Origin of the sequence: Wolbachia endosymbiont (group A) of Brachyopa scutellaris, from assembly GCF_964026995.1 — a bacterium.
GTDB lineage: Bacteria > Pseudomonadota > Alphaproteobacteria > Rickettsiales > Anaplasmataceae > Wolbachia > Wolbachia pipientis.
This window is the reverse complement of the sequence record NZ_OZ034720.1, coordinates 779,773-804,121: the sequence shown is the minus strand read 5'-3', so window position 1 is coordinate 804,121 and position 24,349 is coordinate 779,773. Positions and strand designations below refer to the sequence as shown.

The 24,349-nt window shown below is 35.8% G+C and carries 25 protein-coding genes and 2 pseudogenes; 9 read left to right on the top strand and 18 right to left on the bottom strand.

Features of this window, described 5'->3' with window-relative positions; translation table 11 throughout:
* Positions 1-119: 119 nt before the first annotated feature.
* From AAGD93_RS03985 to AAGD93_RS03975, 3 genes are all read right to left on the bottom strand, one after another.
* Positions 120-299, bottom strand: coding sequence for a hypothetical protein (locus tag AAGD93_RS03985; RefSeq protein ID WP_156518024.1), 180 nt, complete (start codon positions 297-299; stop codon positions 120-122).
* Positions 300-657: 358 nt separating this feature from the next.
* On the bottom strand, positions 658-2,454 hold the full coding sequence (lepA, locus tag AAGD93_RS03980) for a translation elongation factor 4 (RefSeq protein ID WP_341819099.1): 1,797 nt from the start codon (positions 2,452-2,454) through the stop codon (positions 658-660).
* Between the two features lie 75 nt (positions 2,455-2,529).
* The gene (locus AAGD93_RS03975) at positions 2,530-3,924 is read right to left on the bottom strand and encodes a malonyl-CoA decarboxylase (RefSeq protein ID WP_341819098.1); all 1,395 of its coding nucleotides are present in this window, start codon (positions 3,922-3,924) and stop codon (positions 2,530-2,532) included.
* A gap of 554 nt (positions 3,925-4,478) precedes the next feature.
* On the opposite strand from AAGD93_RS03975, the gene AAGD93_RS03970 reads away from it, so the two are divergent.
* Positions 4,479-4,658 (top strand): hypothetical protein, encoded by a 180-nt coding sequence (locus AAGD93_RS03970; RefSeq protein ID WP_156518024.1) that lies wholly within the window; start codon positions 4,479-4,481, stop codon positions 4,656-4,658.
* A gap of 227 nt (positions 4,659-4,885) precedes the next feature.
* On the opposite strand, the gene AAGD93_RS03965 is transcribed toward AAGD93_RS03970, so the two are convergent.
* Complete coding sequence (locus AAGD93_RS03965) at positions 4,886-5,014, bottom strand: hypothetical protein (protein ID WP_341819095.1); 129 nt, start codon at positions 5,012-5,014, stop codon at positions 4,886-4,888.
* Between the two features lie 157 nt (positions 5,015-5,171).
* On the opposite strand from AAGD93_RS03965, the gene AAGD93_RS03960 reads away from it, so the two are divergent.
* Complete coding sequence (locus AAGD93_RS03960; protein WP_015588961.1) at positions 5,172-5,552, top strand: TrbC/VirB2 family protein; 381 nt, start codon at positions 5,172-5,174, stop codon at positions 5,550-5,552.
* Here the strand turns inward: AAGD93_RS03960 and AAGD93_RS03955 are convergent.
* The 3 genes from AAGD93_RS03955 to AAGD93_RS03945 form a co-directional block, all read right to left on the bottom strand.
* Entirely contained in the window at positions 5,528-6,526 is a 999-nt protein-coding gene (locus tag AAGD93_RS03955; protein WP_341819094.1) for a pyruvate dehydrogenase complex E1 component subunit beta, read from the bottom strand. The two genes, AAGD93_RS03960 and AAGD93_RS03955, sit on opposite strands and share 25 nt — an antisense overlap.
* Positions 6,527-7,072: 546 nt before the next feature.
* Complete coding sequence (locus AAGD93_RS03950) at positions 7,073-7,294, bottom strand: hypothetical protein (protein WP_341819907.1); 222 nt, start codon at positions 7,292-7,294, stop codon at positions 7,073-7,075.
* Complete coding sequence (locus AAGD93_RS03945) at positions 7,255-8,172, bottom strand: ATP-binding protein (protein WP_341819093.1); 918 nt, start codon at positions 8,170-8,172, stop codon at positions 7,255-7,257. Before AAGD93_RS03945 ends, AAGD93_RS03950 begins: the two co-directional genes overlap by 40 nt.
* Positions 8,173-8,753: 581 nt before the next feature.
* Here AAGD93_RS03945 and AAGD93_RS03940 point away from each other — a divergent pair.
* Positions 8,754-9,359, top strand: coding sequence for a hypothetical protein (locus AAGD93_RS03940; RefSeq protein WP_341819091.1), 606 nt, complete (start codon positions 8,754-8,756; stop codon positions 9,357-9,359).
* A gap of 234 nt (positions 9,360-9,593) precedes the next feature.
* Here AAGD93_RS03940 and AAGD93_RS03935 read toward each other — a convergent pair.
* Positions 9,594-10,893: pseudogene (locus AAGD93_RS03935) on the bottom strand (IS4 family transposase).
* A gap of 399 nt (positions 10,894-11,292) precedes the next feature.
* On the opposite strand from AAGD93_RS03935, the gene AAGD93_RS03930 reads away from it, so the two are divergent.
* Positions 11,293-11,610 carry an ankyrin repeat domain-containing protein gene (locus tag AAGD93_RS03930; RefSeq protein ID WP_341819090.1) on the top strand — a complete coding sequence of 106 codons (318 nt, stop codon included), beginning with the start codon at positions 11,293-11,295 and terminating at the stop codon, positions 11,608-11,610.
* A gap of 210 nt (positions 11,611-11,820) precedes the next feature.
* On the opposite strand, the pseudogene AAGD93_RS03925 reads toward AAGD93_RS03930, so the two are convergent.
* The 3 genes and pseudogenes from AAGD93_RS03925 to AAGD93_RS03915 form a co-directional block, all read right to left on the bottom strand.
* Positions 11,821-13,076 (bottom strand): annotated as a pseudogene (locus AAGD93_RS03925) (IS4 family transposase).
* 143 nt (positions 13,077-13,219) lie between these two features.
* Entirely contained in the window at positions 13,220-13,504 is a 285-nt protein-coding gene (locus AAGD93_RS03920) for a hypothetical protein (RefSeq protein WP_341819089.1), read from the bottom strand.
* Positions 13,482-14,192, bottom strand: coding sequence for a hypothetical protein (locus AAGD93_RS03915; RefSeq protein WP_341819088.1), 711 nt, complete (start codon positions 14,190-14,192; stop codon positions 13,482-13,484). Before AAGD93_RS03915 ends, AAGD93_RS03920 begins: the two co-directional genes overlap by 23 nt.
* A 196-nt stretch (positions 14,193-14,388) precedes the next feature.
* Here AAGD93_RS03915 and AAGD93_RS03910 point away from each other — a divergent pair, with 196 nt between their 5' ends.
* On the top strand, positions 14,389-15,594 hold the full coding sequence (locus tag AAGD93_RS03910) for an MFS transporter (protein ID WP_341819906.1): 1,206 nt from the start codon (positions 14,389-14,391) through the stop codon (positions 15,592-15,594).
* Here AAGD93_RS03910 and AAGD93_RS03905 read toward each other — a convergent pair.
* Positions 15,591-15,806 (bottom strand): hypothetical protein, encoded by a 216-nt coding sequence (locus AAGD93_RS03905; RefSeq protein ID WP_410529882.1) that lies wholly within the window; start codon positions 15,804-15,806, stop codon positions 15,591-15,593. The genes AAGD93_RS03910 and AAGD93_RS03905 overlap by 4 nt on opposite strands.
* Here AAGD93_RS03905 and AAGD93_RS03900 point away from each other — a divergent pair.
* Complete coding sequence (locus AAGD93_RS03900; RefSeq protein WP_341819932.1) at positions 15,796-15,966, top strand: hypothetical protein; 171 nt, start codon at positions 15,796-15,798, stop codon at positions 15,964-15,966. The genes AAGD93_RS03905 and AAGD93_RS03900 overlap by 11 nt on opposite strands.
* 106 nt (positions 15,967-16,072) lie before the next feature.
* Here the strand turns inward: AAGD93_RS03900 and AAGD93_RS03895 are convergent, their stop codons facing one another.
* Genes AAGD93_RS03895 through secG form a run of 3 tightly spaced genes read right to left on the bottom strand, consistent with a single transcriptional unit; the run spans position 16,073 to position 18,433 of the window.
* Positions 16,073-16,483: a nucleoside deaminase gene (locus AAGD93_RS03895; RefSeq protein ID WP_182319297.1), complete on the bottom strand. Its 411-nt coding sequence runs from the start codon at positions 16,481-16,483 to the stop codon at positions 16,073-16,075.
* Positions 16,484-16,508: 25 nt separating this feature from the next.
* A complete protein-coding gene (locus AAGD93_RS03890) occupies positions 16,509-18,113 on the bottom strand; it encodes a CTP synthase (protein WP_341819084.1) in 1,605 nt (534 codons plus the stop codon).
* Positions 18,113-18,433: a preprotein translocase subunit SecG gene (gene secG, locus AAGD93_RS03885; protein ID WP_264373820.1), complete on the bottom strand. Its 321-nt coding sequence runs from the start codon at positions 18,431-18,433 to the stop codon at positions 18,113-18,115. Before secG ends, AAGD93_RS03890 begins: the two co-directional genes overlap by 1 nt.
* Positions 18,434-18,568: 135 nt before the next feature.
* On the opposite strand from secG, the gene AAGD93_RS03880 reads away from it, so the two are divergent.
* Complete coding sequence (locus AAGD93_RS03880) at positions 18,569-19,084, top strand: gamma carbonic anhydrase family protein (RefSeq protein ID WP_341819083.1); 516 nt, start codon at positions 18,569-18,571, stop codon at positions 19,082-19,084.
* 50 nt (positions 19,085-19,134) lie between these two features.
* On the opposite strand, the gene AAGD93_RS03875 is transcribed toward AAGD93_RS03880, so the two are convergent.
* From AAGD93_RS03875 to AAGD93_RS03865, 3 genes are all read right to left on the bottom strand, one after another.
* Positions 19,135-19,326, bottom strand: coding sequence for a hypothetical protein (locus tag AAGD93_RS03875; protein ID WP_341819082.1), 192 nt, complete (start codon positions 19,324-19,326; stop codon positions 19,135-19,137).
* A 353-nt stretch (positions 19,327-19,679) separates the two neighbouring features.
* Positions 19,680-19,856, bottom strand: coding sequence for a hypothetical protein (locus tag AAGD93_RS03870; RefSeq protein WP_341819080.1), 177 nt, complete (start codon positions 19,854-19,856; stop codon positions 19,680-19,682).
* Positions 19,840-19,977 carry a hypothetical protein gene (locus AAGD93_RS03865; RefSeq protein WP_341819079.1) on the bottom strand — a complete coding sequence of 46 codons (138 nt, stop codon included), beginning with the start codon at positions 19,975-19,977 and terminating at the stop codon, positions 19,840-19,842. The genes AAGD93_RS03870 and AAGD93_RS03865 overlap by 17 nt, the downstream gene beginning before the upstream one ends.
* A gap of 231 nt (positions 19,978-20,208) precedes the next feature.
* On the opposite strand from AAGD93_RS03865, the gene AAGD93_RS03860 reads away from it, so the two are divergent.
* On the top strand, positions 20,209-22,893 hold the full coding sequence (locus AAGD93_RS03860) for a valine--tRNA ligase (protein WP_341819077.1): 2,685 nt from the start codon (positions 20,209-20,211) through the stop codon (positions 22,891-22,893).
* A 63-nt stretch (positions 22,894-22,956) separates the two neighbouring features.
* The gene (locus AAGD93_RS03855; protein WP_341819076.1) at positions 22,957-24,348 is read left to right on the top strand and encodes a hypothetical protein; all 1,392 of its coding nucleotides are present in this window, start codon (positions 22,957-22,959) and stop codon (positions 24,346-24,348) included.
* Position 24,349: the final 1 nt, after the last annotated feature.

The following is a 24,349-nucleotide window of genomic DNA, read 5'->3' as shown; positions in this document are numbered from 1 at the left end:
GCTTAACCGTCATACCGCCGCGAACCGTCATACCGCGATTCATTCGCGGTATCTCTTAGCTGCTAACACGTAGTGGGATACTTGATCTTTACAGGGATGACGGTTGTCAGGCTAGCCTGTCATCCCAGTGCCCAGACACTGGGATCCAGGAATTTTATTAAGTTGGTAAGCATAAAAGTGTTATGTAAAATACAACGTTCTTGATGGGATTGCGTGAAATGCTGGATCCCAGTGTCAAGCACTGGGATGACAAAAAAAGGAGCACTGGCATGACACCTCTCTTGGACTCTTTTAGCCACAAACATTAAGAAATTTACTAAATAAAAAAAAAGGCAAAAGAAGGCCCGTGGTGCGAGTTTTGACTCTATATTACTGTAAGTGGCGCTGTAATAATGTGCTAACGCTTAAAATAAGCGCGATTTGGCTGAATGTAGAAAAAATTTAAAAGACATGCAGCCGCTATAATTTTATGTAATCCGCCAATAAATACTCTGAGTTTTTTACTGAATTTTTGTTGTTGAACCTGCGCAGATCAAAAACAAGTTTTGAGTCATAAATACCCTTAATACTACAATAAGGGGGCTGGCGGAGTTTGTCAAGTAAGTTTTTTCGTTTCTAACGGTTGTTGCCAAAAACTATACAAGAAGTCTTTTAAGATCAATCACTTATCTTCAAGGCTTGAATAAAAGCATTCTGTGGAATATTTACGTTCCCTATAGAATGTAACCTTTTTTTACCCTTCTTTTGCTTTTCAAGTAGTTTCATTCTTCGCGTTACATCTCCACCATAGAGTTTAGCTGTTACATCTTTTCTGTATGGGTTAATCGTTTCTCTGGCAATAATTTTTCCCCCCACTGCCGCTTGAATCGCGATTTTGTATTGCTGACGTGGTATTAGATCCTTCAAGCGTGCACATATTTCACGCCCTCTTTTTTCTGCCCTACTTTTGTGAACGATACAAGCCAGTGCATCTACGGGCTCTCCATTAATTAAAAAGCTTAATTTATCTATTTGGCTTACCAGATAGCTGGAAATTTCCCAATCCAAACTTGCATATCCTTTGGAAATTGATTTTAATCGATCATAAAAGTCAAAAACAACTTCAGACAGTGGTAATTTATATCTTAACAATGCTGTTGTTGTGTTACCAATGTAAGATAAATCCTCCTGTTCTCCCCTCCTTTCTTCACATAGAGATAGAATCTCTCCCAAGTATTGGTCAGGGATCATTATGGTTGCGGTAATCCATGGTTCTTCCACAATTTCAATTTTCGTTGGATCTGGCATATCACTTGGGTTATGAATATTCAAAATTTCACCACTTCGTGTTGTAACCCTATATATAACACTCGGTGCAGTTGCTGTTAGGTCTAAATCAAATTCTCTTTCGAGTCTTTCTTGAATAACTTCAAGATGCAACATTCCCAAAAATCCACAACGAAATCCATAGCCTAGTGCATTTGAAGTTTCAGCTTCGAAGGTAAAACTTGCATCATTTAAATGTAACTTCTCTAGAGCTTCCCTTAGATATTTAAAATCATCCGTTTTATGAGGAAAAATGCTACAAAATACCACAGGATGCACTTCTTTAAATCCAGGAAGTGCTTCACTACAAGGTCTCTTTTCCTCAGTGATAGTGTCCCCTACCTTGCAGTCTGCTACTTCCTTCATTGAAGCAGTTATAAAACCAACTTCACCCGCTGAAAGTTCACCCGTCATCACTTTTTTAGGGGTGAAAATACCGATATTATCTATCTGATATGTAGCATTATTAGACATCATAACAATTCTCATGCCTTTTTTTAGCACTCCATTTTTAACTCGCACTAAAATTACTACTCCTAAGTAAGTGTCATACCAACTATCAACCAAAATTGCTTGCAGTGGAGCATTTACATCACCTTGAGGAGCTGGAAGTTTTGCTACTATTGCTTCCAGTACATCTTTTATTCCAAGTCCAGTTTTTGCTGATATTAAAACTGACTCACTTGCGTCAATACCAATTATTTCCTCAACCTGGAGTTTTACCCCTTCTGGATCTGCAGCAGGAAGATCAACTTTATTGAGCACAACTATTATTTCATGGTTGTTGTCAATAGCTTTATATACATTTGCAAGGGTTTGTGCTTCAACGCCCTGGCTACTATCTACCACTAAAAGTGAACCTTCGCACGCTGCTAAGCTTCGGCTTACCTCGTAAGAAAAGTCAACGTGACCTGGGGTGTCCATGAGATTTAGGCAATATTGATTACCGTCATTTGCCGTATAATTGAGTTTTACTGTCTGTGCCTTAATTGTAATCCCACGTTCGCGTTCTATATCCATTGAATCGAGTATTTGATTGGTCATTTCTCTTGCTTCAAGGCCGTTACATTCCTCTATTAAACGGTCAGCAAGCGTTGACTTACCGTGGTCTATATGCGCTATTATTGCAAAATTTCTTATGTTGTTCATTTATGGCTATTTTATTTAAGTAGAACCATTTTACATTTTAAGTGTTGTGAGGGCAATCCTTTATTAAGAGACTATTTACTCCTTCAACATAGACGACACTTTTTTCGAGCAGGAAATCACTTTATTAATCATATAATTCTCATGATTATTATCTATTTTAGGCAACTCATACAGATAATTTACCATCATTCCAGCCGACTGACTAATACCCTTTTCAGAAGTATCCGCCATCCAGTTTAATTGTTTTATTGATGCGCCATTGCTTAAATGAAAATGCGCCACCGGGTCATAAGCATTCCCATTACTATTATTCACTTTTAGTAAATAATATGCACATAGTTTAAGCATGCATTGTTTAGTTTCATTTGTACATTCAACGTTGGTTTTTGCACTTTCTAAAATTTCTGCACTAGATTGTTTTATATTTAGTTTGCCCAATAAAGTGACATCTTGGTTTAGATTGTTTTTTAGCCATTTCGTAAAGCCAGGTATTGGAGAAAGAGTTGCATATGTTTTTATACTTTTAAACTCCTGTGATAGCTTTTCTACAACCCTTTTGATTAAGAAATTACCAAGACTAATTCCAGATAACCCTGCTTGAGTATTTGATATTGAATAGAATATAGCAGTGCTCGCACTACTTGGATCATTTGAAGGTATCGACTCATCTAAAAGGTGTTGAATGCTATCTGCAATCTTATCCACCAATGCAACCTCTACAAAAATTAGAGGTTCATTTGGTATCTTGTAATGAAAAAAAGCAAAACAAAGACGATCAGAATCTAGTCTGTTTTTTAGGTCGCCCCAAGAGGAAATTTTATGCACAGCTTCATATTTTATAAGTTTTTCTAGCAATGATGCAGGTGAATCCCAGGTGATTTGACGAAGATCAAGTAGATCAACATCAACCCAAGTATAGAGTATATTTTTTAATTCGTTCTCTAGTGGATTCAAGCTTCTATGTTGGTTTTTTAGCTTAAGCACATCAGAACGCATATCAACAATAAACTTAAGGCCTTCTGGTAAAGAAATAAATTGCTTTAATATTTTAGAACGTGGTGATTCAAGAATTTTTATTAAATCCTGCTCAAATTTATAGTTTAACTCGGGATCTTGGTTTTTCTTATACTCTTTAATTTTCTCATCTATTTCCGCTTTATTCGGATTAAATTTTTCTGCCAGAGTTTGTAGAAATTTTATTTTACCTTTCTCTGATAAGCTCAAGTACAAATTACCAAGAGATACAGCATTCTTACGTGCTGAAACCTCCCCTCCCTTTGGATTTAAGCACTCGTTCATCTTCAAGACTAAACTATCGATATCGCGACTGTTGCTTAAATCAGGACTGATGTTACCAATCCACGATCTTACAGCATCTGCCACTCCACCTAGTATTTTAAAAAAGCTTCTTACCGCCTTTTTGTCTTCAACTTTCACTATATCAGTTTTTACCAATGATTCTTTTGTCATAGATTCCCTTTATTATACATAGCTAATGCAAGTCAGGGTCATACCGCCGCGATATCTCTAGATCCCGCTAACAAGCAGCGGGATGACGGTTGTCGGTAAACCCAAGTTATTTTAGCTACATATAGCTTAAGTTAAAGGAAAATTTTAGCTACATAGCAGGCACTATTACTGAATTATTAATAATTCAGTAATACAATAGACTTCTTGCACTACCTCCCAAGCCACAACTGTCATTCAGTAGAAACGAAAAAACTTACTTGACAAACTCTGCCAGCCCCCTTATTATGATAATAAGGGTATTTATGACTCAAAACTTGTTTTTGACCTGCAGGCTCAATGACAAAATTCAGTAAAAAACTCAGGGTATTTATTGGCGGATTACATAAAATTATAGCGGCTGCATGTCTTTTTTATTTTTTCTACATTCAGCCAAATCGTGCTTAAACTAAGCGTCAGCACATTATTACAGCGCCACTTACAGTAATATAGAGTCAAAACTCGCACCACGGGGCTTCTTTTGCCTTTTTTTTTATTTAGTAAATTTCTTAATGTTTGTGGCTAAAAGAGTCCAAGAGAGGTGTCATGCCAGTGCTCCTTTTTTTGTCATCCCAGTGCTTGACACTGGGATCCAGCATTTCACGCAATCCCATCAAGAACGTTGTATTTTACATAACACTTTTATGCTTACCAACTTAATAAAATTCCTGGATCCCAGTGTCTGGGCACTGGGATGACACCGAAGGGGCTACTGCTGTCTTGGATGGAAACCAGTGTCAGCTACTTTCATGACACCCTGACCTCGTCATCCCGCAGCGGGATCTCTTGTTAGCGCCGCGGCGGTATGACGGTTCGCGGTGGAATGACGATAACTTCGTCATTCCGCTATGTGTTAGCGGATGAGATAACGTGACGGTATGACGTAGGATTGCTGTCATCCCGCTACGTGTTAGCGGGATCTATGCTAAGAGATACCGCGAATGAATCGCGGTATGACGGTTAAGTAGGGTGTCATTCCAGTCTGGAATCTAGTTCTTATTGTACATTTACTTGGTGTAGAGTTAAGTTTCCTGGATCCAAGTAGTCTGGGCACTGGAATAATATCGTTTACTATGTCTATATTACAATATTTGTGCAGTTGTGTATCAACTACTTTTGTGGCACCGTTTGTTATTCAATCTTTATGCTAGTTTTACTAAAAATTATACTATTTTAGATATAATTACAATATCTAAGTTTAAGGTATAGAGATGAATCCTACAATCAAGAGAATTTTCAATATTTTTCTTATAGTATTATTTATTTCTTTTTCTCATGTTGGGAGTGCTGCCGCTGACACTAATACTGATACAACTGCTCAAGTAATATGTAACATTATTGGCTACGTTTGGGGAATAGGCGGACCGCTTATGACCGTAGTGATAATAGGTGCAGCTTTGCTTGCGATATTTGGTAGAATGCCATGGCCAGCTCTTTTTGCACTCGGTATATTTTGTGCTGTATTTTTCGGTGCTAAAACTATCGTCATAAAAGTAATGGGTGGTATAGGCGGCACTGGAAATACTTCTTTGATGGACCAATGCGGAACAGGAGACACAAAAAAGAACTATTTTTTTCTAAAACAGACCTGATGCACGGCTTCAACTATATCTTCCACTTGCGGTAATGCTTTTTTTTCTAGATTTGCAGCGTAAGGTAAGGGGATGTCCTTGCCAGTTACGCGTACAACTGGAGCATCAAGGTAGTCAAATCCTTGTTCCATAACAACGGCTGACAGCTCTGCTCCTATTCCTGCAAATGGCCATCCTTCTTCTACACTAACTAACCTATTAGTCTTCTGAATAGAGTTAATAACGGTTTGAGTGTCAAGTGGTCTTAAGGTTCTGAGGTCAATAACTTCAGCTTCTATACCTTCACTCGAAAGTAAATCTGCTGCATTTAAGGCATCCATTAATTTTAATGAAAAAGCAGTGATAGTTACATCCTTTCCTTCCCGTATAACAGCAGCTTTGCCTATCTCAAGTAGATAATCTTTGTTTGATAGCTCAGAGTCAGAAACTTCATGCTCATGTCCATAAGCTATTTCGTTTTCTAGAAATATTACCGGATTAGGGTCACGAATTGCAGCTTTAAGCAGACCTCTGCAATCGGAGGCAAAATAGGGTGCTATTACTTTTAACCCCGGTATATGCGAATACCAAGCTGCAAAGCATTGAGAATGTTGTGCAGCAACTCTTGCTGCAGCGCCATTTGGTCCACGAAATACTATAGGGCATCCAAGTTGTCCGCTCGACATATAATTTGTTTTTGCTGCGGAATTCACAATTTGGTCAATAGCTTGCATAGAAAAATTAAAAGTCATAAACTCGACTATTGGCTTTAATCCAGCAAATGCTGCTCCAACAGCAAGGCCAGCAAATCCATGTTCGGTAATAGGCGTATCAACTACTCTGTTTTCTCCAAACTCTTTCAGTAATCCTTTCGTTACTTTATAAGCACCATCATACTCTGCAACTTCTTCACCCATGATAAGCACATCAGAGTCGTTTTGCATTTCTTCTCTAATTGCTGTGCATAAAGCTTCTCTTACACTTAAGGTTGCCATTTATAAACTTTTATAGACTTTAACTAAAGTAACTATATCAGAATTACTGGGGGTAAGTAAAGTGTACAAATTAAGTTTTACAAACATCATGACCAACTCATTCCAAAAAAAAATCTTCTCACGCTTGCTGGTTTTGGTTGCTAAAAATGATTGTATTGCTTGTGTTTTTAATAATATATACTGCTAAGTTAATAATAATTCACTTGGGAATAACAGAAAAATACATGATAATTTTATATTTCAAATAGAATAAAATCCTTTTTATTGATACTGTCTTTTTTTGTAAAAAACATTCCTAACTTTTCCACCACTTTTTCTGGCTAAGGTCAGTATAACTTTTGCTTGAAATAACTGTTTATATGGTGCAATTTACAGCTTTTAGTTGCTAAAATTATAACTCTTAATTTAATAATTTTAATCCAATAAGCTTTCAGGTTAATAAAATTAAATTATTTGAGTAAATGCAATACCATGTCTTTATTTGTGGGTAATAATAAGAATAACGAAGGTTGGCTCAGCTACACTTCTATAATTTCAATTTTTATGTTAATACCGTGTAAAAGAAGTGTTTTCTGTCTGTGTTTGTGCCTGCTTGCTTGAAACCAACCTTATTCTCTCTCTTTCTTGTTCTGGACTTAACCCGCGAAGCGCATGATCGAAATCTTTCTTACTAATCTTAGGCCGTCTTTCCTCAACAGCACACATTTTTGCCTCATCTACTAATTGCTCTAACTCAGCCCCAGAATAGCCTTTAGTCCTTTCCGCAATGTTTTACTCATTATCGGCTTCTGTACCTCGCATATAAGTTCTAATATTTTTTGTCTCGCTTCTACGCTTGGATTAGGGATATAAACCCTCTGACCTAAACGTCCAGGTCTAATAAGTGCTGGATCTATATCACCGATAAGGTTAGTTGCACCAATTACTATTATATCTTTTCTGCTCTTAAATCCATCTATTTCAGTTAATAACTGTGTTAAACTCTCTCGACAATGGTAAGCTGAGTTATTAGCGGTACTTCTTTTTTGAGCAACTGCATCTATTTCATCTATAAAGACTATACAAGGAGAATATTTTTTTGCTATTTTAAAAAGCTCGCGTACAGCATGTGCACCATGACCAATATATACTCCAATAAGTTCAGGACCTGAGATGCTTATGAAATTCATATTTGATTCACCTGCAATTGCACGAGCGATAAGTGTTTTACCATTTCCAGGAGGGCCATGTAATATGTAACCTCTTAGTGAATTAATACTTTTATTTCCAAACAGCTTGTGCATTTCTTCTGTCACTTGGCCACAGCAAATCATCTGCAACCGTTGTCTTAAGGAGTCATCAATTATAGCATCAGCAAATGTTATTCTTTTATCATCTGAATTAGCTAATTCTATCGATATAGGCAGCTCTACTTCCTTTAGTTTGCTGAATACTTGATCATATACAAACCAAACAATAAAAAGGAGAACGACAAGTAACACACAAGGCATAGCTTCACTAACATAATGTGCAGCTAACTCATACCCTTTACTAAGCAACATCGTATGCATATAGGCAAACAAAAAAGCGATAGAGATAATAGTTGCCACGCATAGTAAACAGATTGAAATTCTTGTTAGTAATTCTGAAATTTCAATTTTTTTCATCTTAATACCTTATACCAATTTTAAACTAAGAATAATTTTATCTAGCTTACCTATTTTAGCTTGATTAGAGCGTTCAGAAAAATTATCAAGTACGTACTTTAATTTATTAAATACTAAAAACAATATATCACCATATTGTCACATACATCTTTAAAGTTTACCAAATTCATTTTCAAAAAACAAGATTTTATTATTAACCCGAATTCTGGATTAGATTTTAGGTAAATTATTGAAAGTCTTGAATTTTACTAAATTAGTAACTAGTCTTAAAATGCTTACTGCTTTATCGTAAATGCTAAAACAATAAGCTATTGATATTCTTGTTTTTTTTAATCTCCAATCCAGAATTCGGGTTAAAAACGCTAACTTGTATCTTCAAGAAGTAAGACATAATAGCTCTAAAATGTCTTGCAAGGAAAGGTAAAGCTGAACGCTAACTTATGCCAGAAAAATACCGTCTTGTTTGCCTTTTTGAGTAGTATCATCTTATTTTTCCTGTAAATTTTGTTTATAACGCCTAAGATTTACGATATTTTAATCCCGGTAGAATATCTTATAAAATCAGATTATATGTTATACCTATGGAAATAGATAACTTTCAGCAATATTACAACCAAGAAGAAATGAAGACAGTAACATTAGCTCAAATTTATAAAGACTTGGTAATAAAGATATCCGATATAGTCGAACAAAATGGTGGAGCTATGACATGGGCAAAAGTTCCAGATACTAAAAACATTTTCATAGAAATAAAAATTGACACTTTAGGGCAAGGTAAAATTCAATTTTCAAAATTAACCCAAGAAAATCAAGCAGTATCCGTGCAGAATGATAAAAATATAGCAACAATTCAGTTTAATTATACAATTGATCCAGAATATACTTATTCTAGTTGCTATGGTAATAGATGTGAAAAATACCATTATGCTCAACAATTGTATTATGACTTTTTAATGATACAAGCTTCAGTAAAATGTGATCAGTTAATTGACTGCTATAAATTAAAATTTGATAAAAAAAAAAGATATTTACTTGATGAGAGGAATAACAGAGTAAATCATATTTATGTGGAGACTAAAATAAGATTTCAAAATCAAGATGGTTCATATCTAGTAGATGAAAAATCTAAATTCAGTTTGTACGCTTGCACTTGCTTTGATAAAGAGTGCAATGATAAGTTAGATTGAGCGTTCAGTACTATCTTACACACTTAAAAGATATGATCAGAATTATAGCTAATATTAAGGAAAGCTAAATGACCTTACCCAGATGGTATGAATAAGTATTGCTTGGTTGAAAGCAAGAGAAGATAATAACTTCTCAGAGTGGGTAGGGGCAGGTTGGTACTTTTTCTGGGGCACTTTCTGCTCCTATATGGAGTATAGGAAGAAGACCTTGTTATCCAGACCATACGCGTCAAGTTAAGAAGCAAGGGTAAGAAAATTCAATGAACTTAAGGTGGATACTCTAGTTTTTCTATGTCTGTCTTTCACAGAAAATTGTGACCAGTCTGTGGTAAGTTTTTTCAGGAAAATTCTCAAATTATTAATTTTGCTGCTTAACGCTAAAAACAACTCCCTAATCCTTCTTTTTAATTCAATGAATGCCTTTGTTAAACTCAGCTCTGTATTCTCTTTCAGTTTTATACAACCAACTATTCCATGAAATATAAGAATTGCGCACAATTTAGCGTATAGTTCACATAATACTCTGTATGGTTTTCCTTTAAGTTCGTCAAGCCTGATGTGACTCTTATACAATTTAAATAATAATTCAATCTGCCATCTTACCCTGTAAATTGTTAATACTTGTTCAGCGCTGATTTTACTCTCTGGAACGTTAGTTATGAATATCGACCAATCCAGCAATTTTTGATTCTTTTGAGAAAATATGTGATTTTGCTAACTTATTAGCCCTTCTTCTTCTAATTATAGACTGTTCTTCAGTTAACTTCTGACATATAATTCTCACTTTAATTTTTACTTCTTTTCCTAATAGCACCTCCATCTCTAGAAGGGATTGACCTTCTAAACATTCCAACAACTCTATTTTTTGATTTGTTTCTATATCATATATATTGGTATCAACGGCTAACAAAATAAGCTCCAGCTTTATCAATTTGTTCAAAAGAACTTGGTACAAAGCAACCTAAGTCAGATATTAGCAAATCATCATTTGATATATTGCTTAAATGGTTTCTATAACCTTGATCGGACCTTATTCCCTCTGTTAAATCAAGTTGGTCTAATGTCTGATTTAGGTAGTCGAAAACTAACTGTAATTTTATTCCAGACTTAGTATTGCTCTCATAACCACTGTAGCTAGTACCATAACCTTTATATATATCCTCCATACCATTAGGTAGAGCTACTATCCAATAGCTTAACGCTTCTAAATTGCTTCAAAATCCTGCAATTAACCTGTAAGCTATTTTTAAATAAAACTAAAGATTCATTATACATTCTTTTCATAAATTCCACTGCTTTCTCAGTAAATCTAAAATCCAAACCCTGTTTTGTCATTACCACTGAATCTTCATTTAATAGTTGACACATTTCATCTATACTACAGTTTTCAACTCCTATGTTACCCAAAATTATAGCTTTTACGAATGATGAACCACTCAACTTTCTCTTTCTTTTAACAAAGCCTGTTGCTGTTATCTGCTTTCTCGTTAAAAAATTCGTTGAGGGTTTTTGATAAATGAGTTATTTTGTTCATTATAAGTTCTCTTGTTTTGTTTGATAAATTTAAGAGGGCTTATACCTTATTTTTTCCCTTCCTTCTACTAACTTTCCTCTCACTTTCCCTTAACTTGACACGTATGGTTATCCAGACCGGCCGATTCCAAGAAAACTTATTTTCATGGGTAGCGGTTTTGGGCGCTGGAAATGGTTGTATCATTTAAGTTTTTAACAGCATGTATTGCTAAATTAGCAATAGTTTATTGAAGACTTTCATCAAAAATTATTCCATAAAAAATTTCTAAATAGGGGTTGACAAGTTTTAAAGATGGAGTATTATGCTCAAAATATAATTACTAATGTTGAGGGGTTATGGATTAGGATCTAAGGTGTTTTTTTTATTCACTTCAATCAAAACGTATTAGAGGGTAAGGTAATGTTATTTCAACATTTCATAAATATAGAGGGAAGGGATAATCATAGCAATACCCTTCTGCACTTAGCTGTTAACAACAATAATTATGAAGAGGTAAAAAAGCTAGTACAGGAAGGGGCTAGTATTAATGCTAAGAACGAGGATGGATTAACACCTTTTGAATTAGCAAATTCCCGCAATAGATCAGAGATAGTAGCTTTTTTTGTAAAGTACAAAGATAATACAGGTAATACATTACTGCATTATGCTGCAGAAAAAGGTAATTTAGAATTAGTTAATCTTCTACTGGAGAAAGGGGCTGAGGTCCACCGCCATTAAGTTAAGGAAAGAATGGTTAAAAACTGAACTAAAAAGTCAGAAATAATTAAGGATTTATGACAAATGCTGAAACAGAATAGAGTAAACTTTAAAGCAGATAAACTCTGAAGTGTAAATTACTTAAGAAATAGTTTGTTTAGAAGTCATTTTACAGGAGCTATGGCAATAAGCTACCCAGTTATTATCAGAAGATATGAATACTACCTCTAGTCAAAATATGTGTTTTCTAACCCTTTTTTGGTAATTGAACGAACGAAGATAAGGTACCTTATGACGATCAACTTTCCTTCCCTTTCTTACCGCCAAAGTGTTCATCAAAAATAGCTTTGATAATTGATCCATAATGCAGTCAGTATCTGATTCCGTAGCAAAAATGTCGAAAGCCAAGTTTTTGATCGCGTTAAATGAGACAGATTTGTTAATGCTCCTCTTAAGCTTATCATCGGTTAAGTCCATATTCAACGCTTCTTCTACATCTTCTGTCATAACACTTTCTAGGTTGCTAATAAAGATAGCTGACCAAAAATCCTGTTTAACAGACTCAACACTTTTTCCTGTAAAATTTTCTAGACTTAGTCTTCCTTTGAGTTTTGCAAAAAATGTCTCAACTCCCCAGCGTAAAAAATATAACTCCTTAAATCCTCCAGTTTGAAACTTTTGTTCATCCATTAATGATGTAGCTAACACTTCAATTTCACCAGATGGCAGTACCACTTTGAAGCGTTATTCCACTATTTTCTTGTTTTATCTTACGCTGAGCACATATGGTAACCTCAACACTAGATGGGCTTTTTTCTTCAAACATAGCATTCACTTCATTAAAAGATGATCTGGGACATCGAATGACATAAGCAATTTTTCTTTTTGTAAGGCTAGAAAGAAATTTATAAAATAAATATACAAATCAGTAAGTCATTAGTATTTACAACTTTAAGCATTTCATCTGCTAAGTTAATTTCATGAGTGTTACCTCTATCTAACACTGACCTTATGGCAACATTATTTAGCACATCATAACAAACCGCAAAGGTTGCACTTGCATAATCACCTAAATCTTTTGGTTTTTGGTTACGTATTTTTCTTGAGCCAAATTCATTTTTTATTTCAACGCTTGTTGGTAAAATGATTTTGGAGGCATCAAGAGCTAACACTCTAAAGCCAAAACAAGTTTTAAATTTTTGGTCTTGGTAGTACAAGGAAACCACACCTTCGTTAATTTCTGAAAATGCACTGTGTTTCATTTTTTTTCTTGCTTGACTAAAAGCACTAGCAGTAACGGTATAGTCTTTTTTCCTATATAAAATAAATTCGTTTAGTATTACTTGCAGCAACTTTACACTTTTTCTTAAAATTAAGATAAATATGTCAATAAAAGATAACTTCCTCTTTCTCATAAAATCTTTTGAAGATGATTTATGGGATTCTATAAATTCTAGACTTGCCAATTCATTTTGAATAAATTTTATTACTGCCTTTTTTACTCATACTACCTTTAAACTTATTGGTATACATCATTATCCCATAAAATCTATCTTTTTTCCTTAACTTAATGGCAGTGAGACTTGGAATATCTTCGTGAACTACATTTTCCTCATAACAGATTAGGTACTTATCCCCAGTTGATGTCTTCATGCCTGATGAATTTTGCATTTCGGGTGTCACGTTGGATAGCGAGTTTGACTATCGCTATATCTTCCTCATGTTCAATCGCTTCTTGTATAAACCCCTCTGCTAGCTCTTGAACTGATTGGTTTTTCACTTTAGCCAAGCGAGTAAGATTCTTTAAAACTTTTTCGCTAATGTTAATACCAAAATCTACTACTATAACAATTTTACAACATCTTTCTAAATTTTTCAATAAAAAAAGCAGTTTACGTAGGTACTTTCCACCCATTTCCAGCAGTTTTTTCTTCTTCTGTTTCTTCCATTTTAGAGCCTGGTTCTTCATGTGTATCAGTCACAGGTTCTTTTTCTGCTTGCATTATTTTACCTGATATGTACTCCTTAGCTTGCTTAGCAAGCTCGATTACAATAGCTACTCCAATTGTAGTTGCAACCGTAAGTGCTAGTGCATGTATTCCTACTGCAAGTAAGGACTCTAGTGCTGCTGATAAAGATGACCAGGAATCCACTTTACATATTGGAAAAGCGCCACTTACAGCGATAAGAGCTCCAGCTACAATGTTTCCAATAAACAGTAAAAGAGGAGTTAAGAATGAGGACTGATGGTTGTCAGGCTCTGTTTTTTTCGTTAATGTATTCGATATAACCACAAGCAAAATGTAAGCTACTATTAATGGTATTATGGAAATAGCACCAACGATACCACCTACTATACCTACTACCAGAGGTGACGGAGTAGTAAGGCTTAATATAATAAGTGGGAGAGATATAATTGATAGTATTATAGAAATTACACCTACTGTTTTCAGAAGAGATAGAAATCTTTTTGAATCTAAGTGTTCTTTAATTCCCTTAAATAATATAAAGAAAATGCTTATACACATTATAGCATAAAGTATTACTGCTGCTATTTTTATTATAGCTGCTGCTATAAGTGCTGCTAAATAAGCTATATTCATTATAACTTTACCACTAAACTTAATAACACTGCAATTATCACACACCATAATAAAAAAGTCAACTCCATATGTTTAGGTTGTAAAATCCCAAAAAGCAGCCAGAATAGAATAAGCAAACATTTACGAATTGAATTTAGTGCAAACAAGGGTGTTGATATCAACCATACTCTGCAGAATCGCAATATGGTATGACTACATGCTTTTTATTGATTTGATTAACATAATCAGCAGAGAGTTTTGTTTTGCAAAAGATGTCTACAGTAACATACTGCAATTATTTGGAATTGTAGTGCTAGGTGCAATTGTAAGGCCACTTGGTGCATTCATATTTGGTCACGTTGGTGACAGGTATGGAAGGAGGATAGCATTAATAATTACTATCTTGCTAATATCGATACCATCAAGTCTCATTGCATTTATTCCAAGTCACAATCAAGTAGGTATAATTTCTACTATATTGCTTCTTGCAATCCATATAACACAAGGAATTGCACTTGGTGGTGAACAAGGAAGTTCTGTTTATCTTATAGAGCATTTATCCAGTAGGAAAGAGAACTTAGGGATGTATTTTGGAATGATGGGTTTTGGTCGCTCCATTGGCGTCTTGCTTTCTGCGGTGATAGTGATTATCTGCAAAAAAACTACTGATTTTTGTACCTGGGGTTGGAGATTGCCATTTATTTTCTCAGCTATTTTAGGATTAATTAGCGCGTATAGCATATACACATTGGGAGAAACTCCAGCATATGAAAAAAATCGAAAACAAAGAAATTTACCTGATTTGCCAATAATAGAGCTTATAAAACGCCACAAGAGAGCTCTTATACTTGCTATTTTAATATCTGTACCTGTTAATGTTGCTGTTGGATTTACCATATTTCTTCGAACTCTCGCAAAGGAAATAGCATCAGTGGATGTTTATGTAACAACATATATCAACGAAATTGTATTGATTATAACCAGTGTATTAATGCCGATATCTTCAATAGCGTTTGGAATGTTGGCTGATAAAGTTGGAAAAGAGCGCACTGCAATCTTATTTATAGCAATTACAATGGCACTGTGTTGTCCTGCGTTATCTATTGCATATTACTATAAAAATTATCTTGTGATTGCGTTGAGCGTAATGGTTCTCTCTATAATAGAAAGGGGTATAGTTCCCATAGGAATAGTTGCATCTGAACTCTTTCCTACCAATGTTAGATTTAGTGGTGTGAGCTTATCACGCAATATCTCTTATGCGTTACATGGAGGATTTACTCCTATGGTTTGTATTTGGTTGACTGTAACATTTCCTCAAACAAACCTTGCTGCTGGGCTTTATATAGTCTTCTGCTTGTTGGTCAGTGTGGTAGCAATATTGCAAATAAAACCGCAAGATAAGAAATTTGATTGGTCTTAGTTTTCTCCTATGTGATTTGATAGTGATCTCCACCGGGAAAGGGTTTCATCTAAGTAGCTGACACCCTGACAACCGTCATCCCGCTGCTTGTTAGCGGGATCTAGAGATACCGTGACGGTATGACGTAGGACTGCTGTCATTCCAGTCTGGAATCCAGAGAAAAGGATGATGTCATCCCAGTGTCCCTGTAATGTCATTCCAGTGCTTGACACTGGAATCCAGCCTTTATTATGCAGCCACTTGGTTAAAATTAAGTCTTCTGGATCCCAGTGTCTGGGCACTGGGATGACAAAGGAGGGCAGTGTCAGCTACTCGGATGACACCCTGCTGGTGGACAATGTTTGTATAGTTGTGCGTCACACGCTGGAATAACGAATTACTTAACCGCCATACCGTCACGGTATCTCCTAGCATAGATCCCGCTAACACGTAGCGGGATGACGATTTTGTATCGGAAAACAAGTAGCATGACGATTTATCAAATGTTCCTTAGTTTCTCAAAAAAATCCTTTAACAAAAAAGAGCATTCTGTTTCTAATATTCCACCATAAACTTCAGGTATATGGCTGCAAAATTGAAATATCTTAGCACCATTTTCAATTCCTCCACCTTTTGGATTATAAGCTCCAAAGTACAATCGTTTAATTCTGGCAAAGGAAATAGCTTGAGCACACATCGGACATGGTTCTAATGTTACGTACATATCAGCATCACAAAGCGTGGAAGTTGAAAATGCTTGTCTGATCGCTAACATCTCTGCATGTGCAGTTGGATCGCTGGATATATTGTGTGCAGAAGAAATGATATTGTCTCCACTCACTATTACAGCACCTATGGGCACCTCATCATTTTTTTGAGCGAGTTTGGCTTGCTCTATGGCAAGCTCCATATATTGATACTTAAACACTAGGCACTTATTTCTTATCAATTGCTGCTTTAACGAACGACACGAAAAGAGAATGAGGAGAAAACGGCTTTGATTGAAATTCTGGATGAAACTGCACACCAATAAACCACGGATGACTCTCTAACTCCACTGCCTCTATGCACGTTCCATCTTCTGATATGCCACTGCATAGCAGTCCATTTTTTTCCAAATCATCTTTATAATCTGAATTGATTACATATCTATGTCTGTGCCTTTCTGAAATAGTAGTGTTACTGTATGCATCCATCATTTTAGAGTTTGCATTTATATTACATTTGTATGCCCCGAGTCTCATGGTTCCACCAAGATCGTCATCTTGATCGCCAGCTAACTTAACGATTGGATGTTTACAGTTACGAAATTCTTCAGAGTGTGCATCTTCAAGCTTAACAACATTACGAGCAAATTCAATAATTGCAAGCTGCATACCAAGGCAAATTCCGAAAAATGGGATATTATTTGTACGGGCATAATTTATTGCTAATATTTTACCCTCTACTCCGTCATCACCAAACCCCCCTGGAACAAGGATTGCATGAGAATTCTGTAATTTCTCTCCTATAAGTTTTTCATTTATAGGTTTTTCTTCCTTCTCTCTTGAGTTAACCCAATTTATCCTTACTTTGACTTTATTACTAATCGCACCATGATTTAATGCTTCAACTAGTGATTTATATGCATCAGGGAATTCGGTATATTTTCCCACTATAGATACAGTAACTTCCTGTGTTGGGTGCCTTATAGAATGCACTATTTGATCCCATTCAATCAAGCTTGGTTTTGGCTTACTTAAATGAAAGTGCTCCAAAATTTGCGTATCAAGCCCACATTGGCTATACAACACCGGTAACTCATATATATGACTCACATCAGGAGCAGGTATCACATTGGATAAAGAAACATTGCAAAGCTTAGCTATTTTCTCTCTTTGATTATCGAAAATTTCTTTCTCACTGCGGCATAATATAATATCTGGTTGTAACCCCGCGGAATTTAACTCTCGAACTGAATGCTGCGTTGGTTTTGTCTTTAATTCTTGTGCTGCAGTAAGATATGGTATTAAAGTTAAGTGAATAAGGATAACTCTTTGTTTTCCTAATGTGTAGTTAACTTGACGTATAGCCTCCAAAAATGGTTGGCTTTCAATGTCACCTACAGTTCCGCCTATTTCACATATTACAAAATCTAAACCTTCCGTACCATTAAAAATGAACGATTTGATCAAATCTGTCACATGAGGAATGACTTGCACAGTTTTGCCCAGATAATCACCACGCCTCTCTTTCTTCAATAACTCATGATATATCTTACCAGTTGTTATATTGTCATCTTTTGTTGCTTTAATTCCAGTAAAACGCTCATAATGCCCAAGATCCAAATCAGTTTCAGCACCATCCTCGGTCACAAATACCTCTCCGTGCTGAGTTGGGTTCATTGTCCCAGGATCAATGTTGAGATACGGGTCAAGTTTTCTGATACGGATCTTAAAACCGTGAGCTTGAAGAAGCGCACCAACGCTTGAAGCAACTAAGCCTTTACCAAGCGACGATACAACTCCACCTGTAACAAAGATAAATTTAGCTTCCTTCATTAATTTTCAAATGGAACAGAAGTAGGTTCACTTTCTTGCTTTTTTTCTAATATAATTTTCTCTGCGATCGATTTTTTATGTACGTCTTTTGAACATAATCCTGACAATAGCAATGTATTTATAATAAACAATCCAGCAACAATAGCCGTTACTCTGCTGAGCGGGTTTTCAGAAGATTTCACTGGAATCATCGAGTTGACCCCCTGTTGTGTATTACTAAAACCACTTAACGAACTACTCCCAGGTGGCTGCAAGAGCACTAAAATTACTAACACAACAACCAATATTATTTGAAATATACTTAATACCGCTACTGACATTATAGATAGAGCTGAAAATAAAAATTTTAGGAGCATAAAGTGCATAAGTCAAGAACATCTGTCACCCAAATAACTTGAAATCTAAGACTGCTTACCTTATTTTGATTAACATATGCATAAAACTTTGGGCTTAATATGTATCACATTTTAAAATACAAAAATTATGAACCAAAAATAGACGAAAGTGCTTTCATCGCAGGTGGTTCGCATATCATAGGTAAGGTTGAAATAGGAAGAGATGCAAGCATCTGGTTTAATTGTGTGGTCAGAGGGGACGTTGGATCAATAAAAATAGGTAATGGAACAAATATTCAAGATGGAACGGTAATTCATGTGGATAGAAACCCAGGTGGTGACACAATTATTGGCAGTATGGTAACAGTGGGACATTTTTGTATGTTGCACGCATGCACGGTGCATGATAAAGCGTTTATTGGTATGGGCTCTACCGTGATGGACCATGCAGTTGTGGAGTCTGAAGCTATGGTAGCTGCTGGCTCACTGGTAACACACGGAAAAGTGATAAAAAGTGGGGAAATATGGTCTGGCAGGCCAGCAAAGTTCTTCAAAAAGATGTCGAATGAAGAAATTAAACATATTACACAATCAGCACAAAATTATATTATGCTAATGAAGGAATATAAAAACTGAAGTTCGCGTCAAGTGTTTTACTTGACACGTACATTTCGGCTTAACCCTTGTTACTTCTTTTTCCCATTCTCATTTACTTCTTGTGCTTTTGCCCCATCTACTTGAGTACTAGGTAATACTGCATATGTAATACCACCGGCTACGAGTGCAGATGCTACTGCTATACCAACCATTACCCAAATATCTAATCTCACTGTACGTTCAAGTGCAGTAAATGCTATCAGTCCAGCAGCAAGACCCATACCAACAGTAGCAGTGTACCGTGCTCCATTGCCTTGTTTTAGTTGTTGAATTTTTTTGTTTTCAGCTTCTAATTCTTTATTTTCCTTCTTTAGCTTGTCAACTTCTTTCTCTTTAGCTGTTAAGTCTGCCTTCAGTTTGTCAACTTCAGCATTTGGCTGTTGTTGTTTTAGTTGTGCTATTTCTTTCTCTTTATCTGCTAATTGTTGCTTTAAGTCTGTAACTTCTTGTGTATTTTGTTGAGCTTTTAATGCTGTTATTTCCTCGTCTTTAGCTTGTAACTGTTGCTGTAAGTTCGCAACTTCTTGTGTATTTTGTTGAGCTTTTAATGCTATTATTTCCTCGTCTTTCTCTTTTAACTGCTGCTTACTCCGTTGTAGTCTTTCACTTGCTGATCTTTTTCCTTTTCCTTTTTTTGACTCAGTAACACCTTCTTGCTCATTAACAAGATCTTTACTTGATGACGTGCTACTACTAAAACCAACTCTTCGATCATCTTCATTTTCTGATGTTTCTTATCCTGTGCTATCATCCAACACTGCTGTGGTTGCCTCAGTTGCCGTACCTTCAGTTTGTGCAGCAAGTACTTCAGTTGAAGAATTTTGATTTTCATTTGAGTTCAACATATTAAACCTCAAATATATAATTAACATTACATAATACCCTTAGAACCTAAGGTCAAGTAATATTTTTATCATAGCATAGAAAATTTATGTTCGTAAACAAAAAATTTTGGCGTAAAATTGCCGTATTTACTTAATTGTGCTATAGCTAAAGTAATTTAGGTTTACCGACCATCGTCATTCCGCTGCTTGTTAGCGGGATCTAGAGATACCGCGGCGGTATGACGTTGCTAGCTTAAAGTTTAAAATTGAGAAATATTTATGTTAAAAGAAAAATACGGCTTTAAAGAAATTGAAGACAAATGCAACATATTGTGGGAAGGCAGTAAAGTTTACAGGTGGAATGGTGAAAAGGATAACACTTTCACTATAGACACACCTCCACCGACAATATCGGGTAAATTGCATATTGGCCATATATTTAGCTATTGCCACACGGACTTTATTGCAAGGTTTCAGCGCATGCTGGGAAAAGATGTGTTTTACCCAATTGGGTTTGATGATAATGGGCTTCCCACTGAAAGATTGGTTGAGCAAACCTATAAAACCCGCGCAAAAGAAGTTGGCAGGGAAAAATTTATAGAGATGTGCCATGAGGTTATTGAAAAATCAAAGCAAGAATTCAAGGAACTATTTAAATCGGTCGGCATTAGTTATGACTGGGATTTGGAATATCACACGATCAGCAAGGAAACTGTGACGCTTTCACAGATGTCGTTTATTGATCTATATAATAAAGGGTATGCATATAGAAAAATGCAGCCCATGCTTTGGGACCCGGTTGATAAAACAGCAATTGCGCAAGCAGAAATAGAAGATAAAGTTTTTGAGTCATCCTTAAACACGATAGTTTTCTCTACTCAAGAAAATGAGCAGATCAATATTGCAACTACGCGACCTGAACTACTTCCAGCATGCGTTGCAGTTTTTTGTCATCCAGAGGATACGCGCTACACTCATCTGATCGGAAAAACAGCGGTAGTGCCAATAACAGAGGAGAAAGTTCCAATAATAGCAGATGATAAGGTTAAAATAGATAAAGGCACCGGGCTTGTTATGTGTTGTACATTCGGTGATGAACTCGACATATATTGGCAGCAAAAGCATAATCTACCGATGAAAATTATCATCGATCAGGATGGAAGGATGGACCTAGATGATGTCATTCCAGTGCTTGACACTGGAATCCAGGAAAAAGAGCCAATGCCAGCGATGAAAGAGGAAGATATCATGTCAGCGTATGGTCAGAAAAAAGAAGAATGGATCCCAGTGTCTGGGCACTGGAATGACACCATAGGGGCTACTGGGATGACAGGAGAAAGAGGCACTGGGATGACAGGAGAAAGGGCTACTCAGATGACAAAGGAGGGTGGGTGTGATCAGAAAGAAGAATGGATCCCAGTGTCAGCTACTCGGATGACAGACGATATACTAAATGAAATAAATGGATTGAAAGTTACAGCAGCAAGAAAGAGGATGATCGAAATCCTAACTAAAAAAGGACTTTTGATAGAAAGCACTAGCATTTCTCATTCTGTTAAGTGCGCAGAAAGATCTGGTGCACCACTTGAGATATTGCCTACTTATCAATGGTTTATCAAGACCTTAGAGCAAAAAGCTCAAGTATTAGATAAAGTAAAAGAATGCAATTGGCACCCAAGCAATATGCGTAAACGTATGGAAGTGTGGATAGAAGGGCTAAATTGGGACTGGTGCATTTCAAGGCAGCGCTATTTTGGTGTGCCATTTCCAGCATGGTATTCCAAACGTAAGGGAGAAGAAGGTAAAATTATTCTAGCTGAAGTAAAGGACCTGCCTATAGATCCATTGAAAGATTTGCCAAAAGGGTATAGCAAAGAAGAGGTTATCCCAGATCAAGATGTAATGGATACCTGGGCCACAAGTTCAATTACTCCTCAACTGAGTGCACTGGCAGTAAACAGTGAGTTTAGCTTACCAAATCATCGCTATGATACGATATTTCCTGCAGATCTGCGCAGCCAGAGCCATGAGATAATAAGAACTTGGGCTTTTTATACTATTTTAAAGGCACATTATCATGCAAATTCTTTACCTTGGAAAAACATTATGATCAGCGGTTGGTGTTTAGCCGATGATAAGAAAAAGATGAGTAAATCAAAAGGTAACATCATCACTCCTCATGTAATACTTGAAACTTATGGAGCTGATGTAGTGCGCTATTGGGCAGCGAACTCAAGGCTTGGAGTTGATACAGTCTACTCTGAAAATACATTCAAAATTGGCAAGCGCCTCGTTACAAAACTTTGGAACGCTAGCAAGTTCGTTTCCATGTTCATGGAAAAGCATCAAGTGATGAGCATAAATTCTGCTCACGAGACAATGGATAAGTGGATATTGTCTAAGTTATACAAAGTTATAGAAAGAGCAACGAACAACCTATTACAATTTGAATACTGCGAAGCTTTGGGCGTAATAGAGGAATTTTTTTGGAAGGATTTTTGTGATAGTTACTTGGAGTTAGTAAAAAAACGTGCGTACGGAAGCAGTTTAAGTGCAAAACAAAGCTTGGCGTATGTACTGAATATTATTTTGCGGTTATTTGCACCTTTCTTGCCTTACATTACAGAAGAGATATACCACCAGTTGTATAGTTATAATTCTGTACACAATCAAAGTAATTGGCCGAGCAAAGAAGAACTTATCTACGATAAATATTCAGAGGAAATGGGAGATAATGTTATTCAGATATTAAACATTATCAGAAAGATAAAGGCAGATAATAATGTATCAGTTAAGCATCTGATAAAAAAGTTGATGATAAAAGCAGATCTACGAGAGGATAAATTGAATCAATCCGCACAGAATGATTTGCAGGCAGTTTGCAATGCGGAAACGATAGAGTGGATGCAGTCTGAGCTTGAAACTGAAGACGGAAAATACATAGTGAATATAGACTTATACTGATTTTTATAGCTTTACTTCCTTTAATATCCATGCTATTGTAATCATTATTAGTATGAGGGAATAATGAGGGATTTGTATAGTAAAACCAATCCACCATATCTTATAGCTGGTGCTCTTGCTACTTTGGTATTGCTTGCGTCTGGGACACTTGCTGTTGCCCCTTATGTTAAGTTCTTGTCTTCAGTTGCAGCCTTTAATGTAGCTCTTCCTATTGCTTTTAGTTTGTCTATACTTTCTATTTTGGTGCTTGCACTTTCATGTAAAATAATTAGTAATAATAAGAAAATAGAGGTTGAGAAAAATAAATTTGCTGAAAAAGAGCAAGAGTTAGAAAGCGTAAAACAACAATCAGAGAGTAAGGTACAAGAGTTAGAAAGTAAAATAGCTCTGGGAGAAAAAGCTAAAGAAGATGCAAGCAAAGAAGTGGAGGAGTTAAATAATCAATCAAATAAATTAACTCGAGAAAAGCAAGATTTAGAGAGTAAAGTAAAGAAGTCAAATGATGAGAAAGAGCGATTGGAAGCAGAGTTAAAAACAGAAACGGAGAAAGCAGAACAATCAGAAAGGAAGTTAGCTCAGGAAAAGAAAAATCTAGAATACAAGGATGAAGCAGTAAAAAAGCAGTTGCAGGAACAGCAAGTTACAACACAACAAGAATTGAACCAGAAAATTGAAGAGCTGGCTAACGTAAAACAACAATTTGAGAGCAAGGTACAAGGGTTAGAAAGTAAAATAGCTCAAGAAAAAAAAGCTAAAGAAAATGTAGGCAGAGAAGTGAAGGGATTGAACAATCAATTAAGTGGGTTAACTCAGGAAAAGCAAGATTTAGAAGGCAAAATTGAAGAGTTATATAAGAAAATCAAGTCGTTGAACGAGCAACTGAATGGTGCACAGCAAACACTTGCTAAAAAGAAGCAAGAGTTAGAACAAGAAAGAGAAGACTTTCATTTTGAATTAGAAGAAATGAAAAATAATCACAAGACAGATATGGATAAATTCAAAAAACAAGCGGAAGAACGTTTAAAGGACAAAGAAATCTCTGTACTCAATGTAGTGAAAGAAAGAGTAGAGCAAGGACTTTCTGGTTCAGAAGAACAACAATACATGCAAGATACAGACCATATACAAGAAGCAGTTAATAAATTTATGCAACCTATATATGAAGAGTTAGGTATAAATAATCAACTAGATATAAGTAGTAAACATTTATCAGAACTTGAAGGAATAGGTGAAAATGAGTCTGCTAATGAACAATTCTTGAAACCAAAACCACCTTCTCCTTACACATCCACACCAAGAAGATATCTTAGAAAATCTCTATCTCCTAAAAAGGAAGATGAGGATGAGAATAAAGAAAATTCAGGGCAACTAAATCACGAAAGTCTTGATACAAATATCAACAGCTCTCATTTATCGCCTTTTAAAGATATAACAAATAATTTCTATCACATCTAAC

What these genes read in the sequence shown, in the direction of transcription:
- lepA (WP_341819099.1), bottom strand. Translation starts at nt 2,454, where the DNA reads ATGAACAACATAAGAAATTTTGCAATAATAGCGCATATAGACCACGGT.
- AAGD93_RS03975 (WP_341819098.1), bottom strand. Translation starts at nt 3,924, where the DNA reads ATGACAAAAGAATCATTGGTAAAAACTGATATAGTGAAAGTTGAAGAC.
- AAGD93_RS03960 (WP_015588961.1), top strand. Translation starts at nt 5,172, where the DNA reads ATGAATCCTACAATCAAGAGAATTTTCAATATTTTTCTTATAGTATTA.
- AAGD93_RS03955 (WP_341819094.1), bottom strand. Translation starts at nt 6,526, where the DNA reads ATGGCAACCTTAAGTGTAAGAGAAGCTTTATGCACAGCAATTAGAGAA.
- AAGD93_RS03945 (WP_341819093.1), bottom strand. Translation starts at nt 8,172, where the DNA reads ATGAAAAAAATTGAAATTTCAGAATTACTAACAAGAATTTCAATCTGT.
- AAGD93_RS03940 (WP_341819091.1), top strand. Translation starts at nt 8,754, where the DNA reads ATGGAAATAGATAACTTTCAGCAATATTACAACCAAGAAGAAATGAAG.
- AAGD93_RS03930 (WP_341819090.1), top strand. Translation starts at nt 11,293, where the DNA reads ATGTTATTTCAACATTTCATAAATATAGAGGGAAGGGATAATCATAGC.
- AAGD93_RS03920 (WP_341819089.1), bottom strand. Translation starts at nt 13,504, where the DNA reads ATGGGTGGAAAGTACCTACGTAAACTGCTTTTTTTATTGAAAAATTTA.
- AAGD93_RS03915 (WP_341819088.1), bottom strand. Translation starts at nt 14,192, where the DNA reads ATGAATATAGCTTATTTAGCAGCACTTATAGCAGCAGCTATAATAAAA.
- AAGD93_RS03910 (WP_341819906.1), top strand. Translation starts at nt 14,389, where the DNA reads ATGCTTTTTATTGATTTGATTAACATAATCAGCAGAGAGTTTTGTTTT.
- AAGD93_RS03895 (WP_182319297.1), bottom strand. Translation starts at nt 16,483, where the DNA reads ATGGAGCTTGCCATAGAGCAAGCCAAACTCGCTCAAAAAAATGATGAG.
- AAGD93_RS03890 (WP_341819084.1), bottom strand. Translation starts at nt 18,113, where the DNA reads ATGAAGGAAGCTAAATTTATCTTTGTTACAGGTGGAGTTGTATCGTCG.
- secG (WP_264373820.1), bottom strand. Translation starts at nt 18,433, where the DNA reads ATGTCAGTAGCGGTATTAAGTATATTTCAAATAATATTGGTTGTTGTG.
- AAGD93_RS03880 (WP_341819083.1), top strand. Translation starts at nt 18,569, where the DNA reads ATGTATCACATTTTAAAATACAAAAATTATGAACCAAAAATAGACGAA.
- AAGD93_RS03875 (WP_341819082.1), bottom strand. Translation starts at nt 19,326, where the DNA reads ATGGGTCTTGCTGCTGGACTGATAGCATTTACTGCACTTGAACGTACA.
- AAGD93_RS03870 (WP_341819080.1), bottom strand. Translation starts at nt 19,856, where the DNA reads ATGATAGCACAGGATAAGAAACATCAGAAAATGAAGATGATCGAAGAG.
- AAGD93_RS03865 (WP_341819079.1), bottom strand. Translation starts at nt 19,977, where the DNA reads ATGTTAATTATATATTTGAGGTTTAATATGTTGAACTCAAATGAAAAT.
- AAGD93_RS03860 (WP_341819077.1), top strand. Translation starts at nt 20,209, where the DNA reads ATGTTAAAAGAAAAATACGGCTTTAAAGAAATTGAAGACAAATGCAAC.
- AAGD93_RS03855 (WP_341819076.1), top strand. Translation starts at nt 22,957, where the DNA reads ATGAGGGATTTGTATAGTAAAACCAATCCACCATATCTTATAGCTGGT.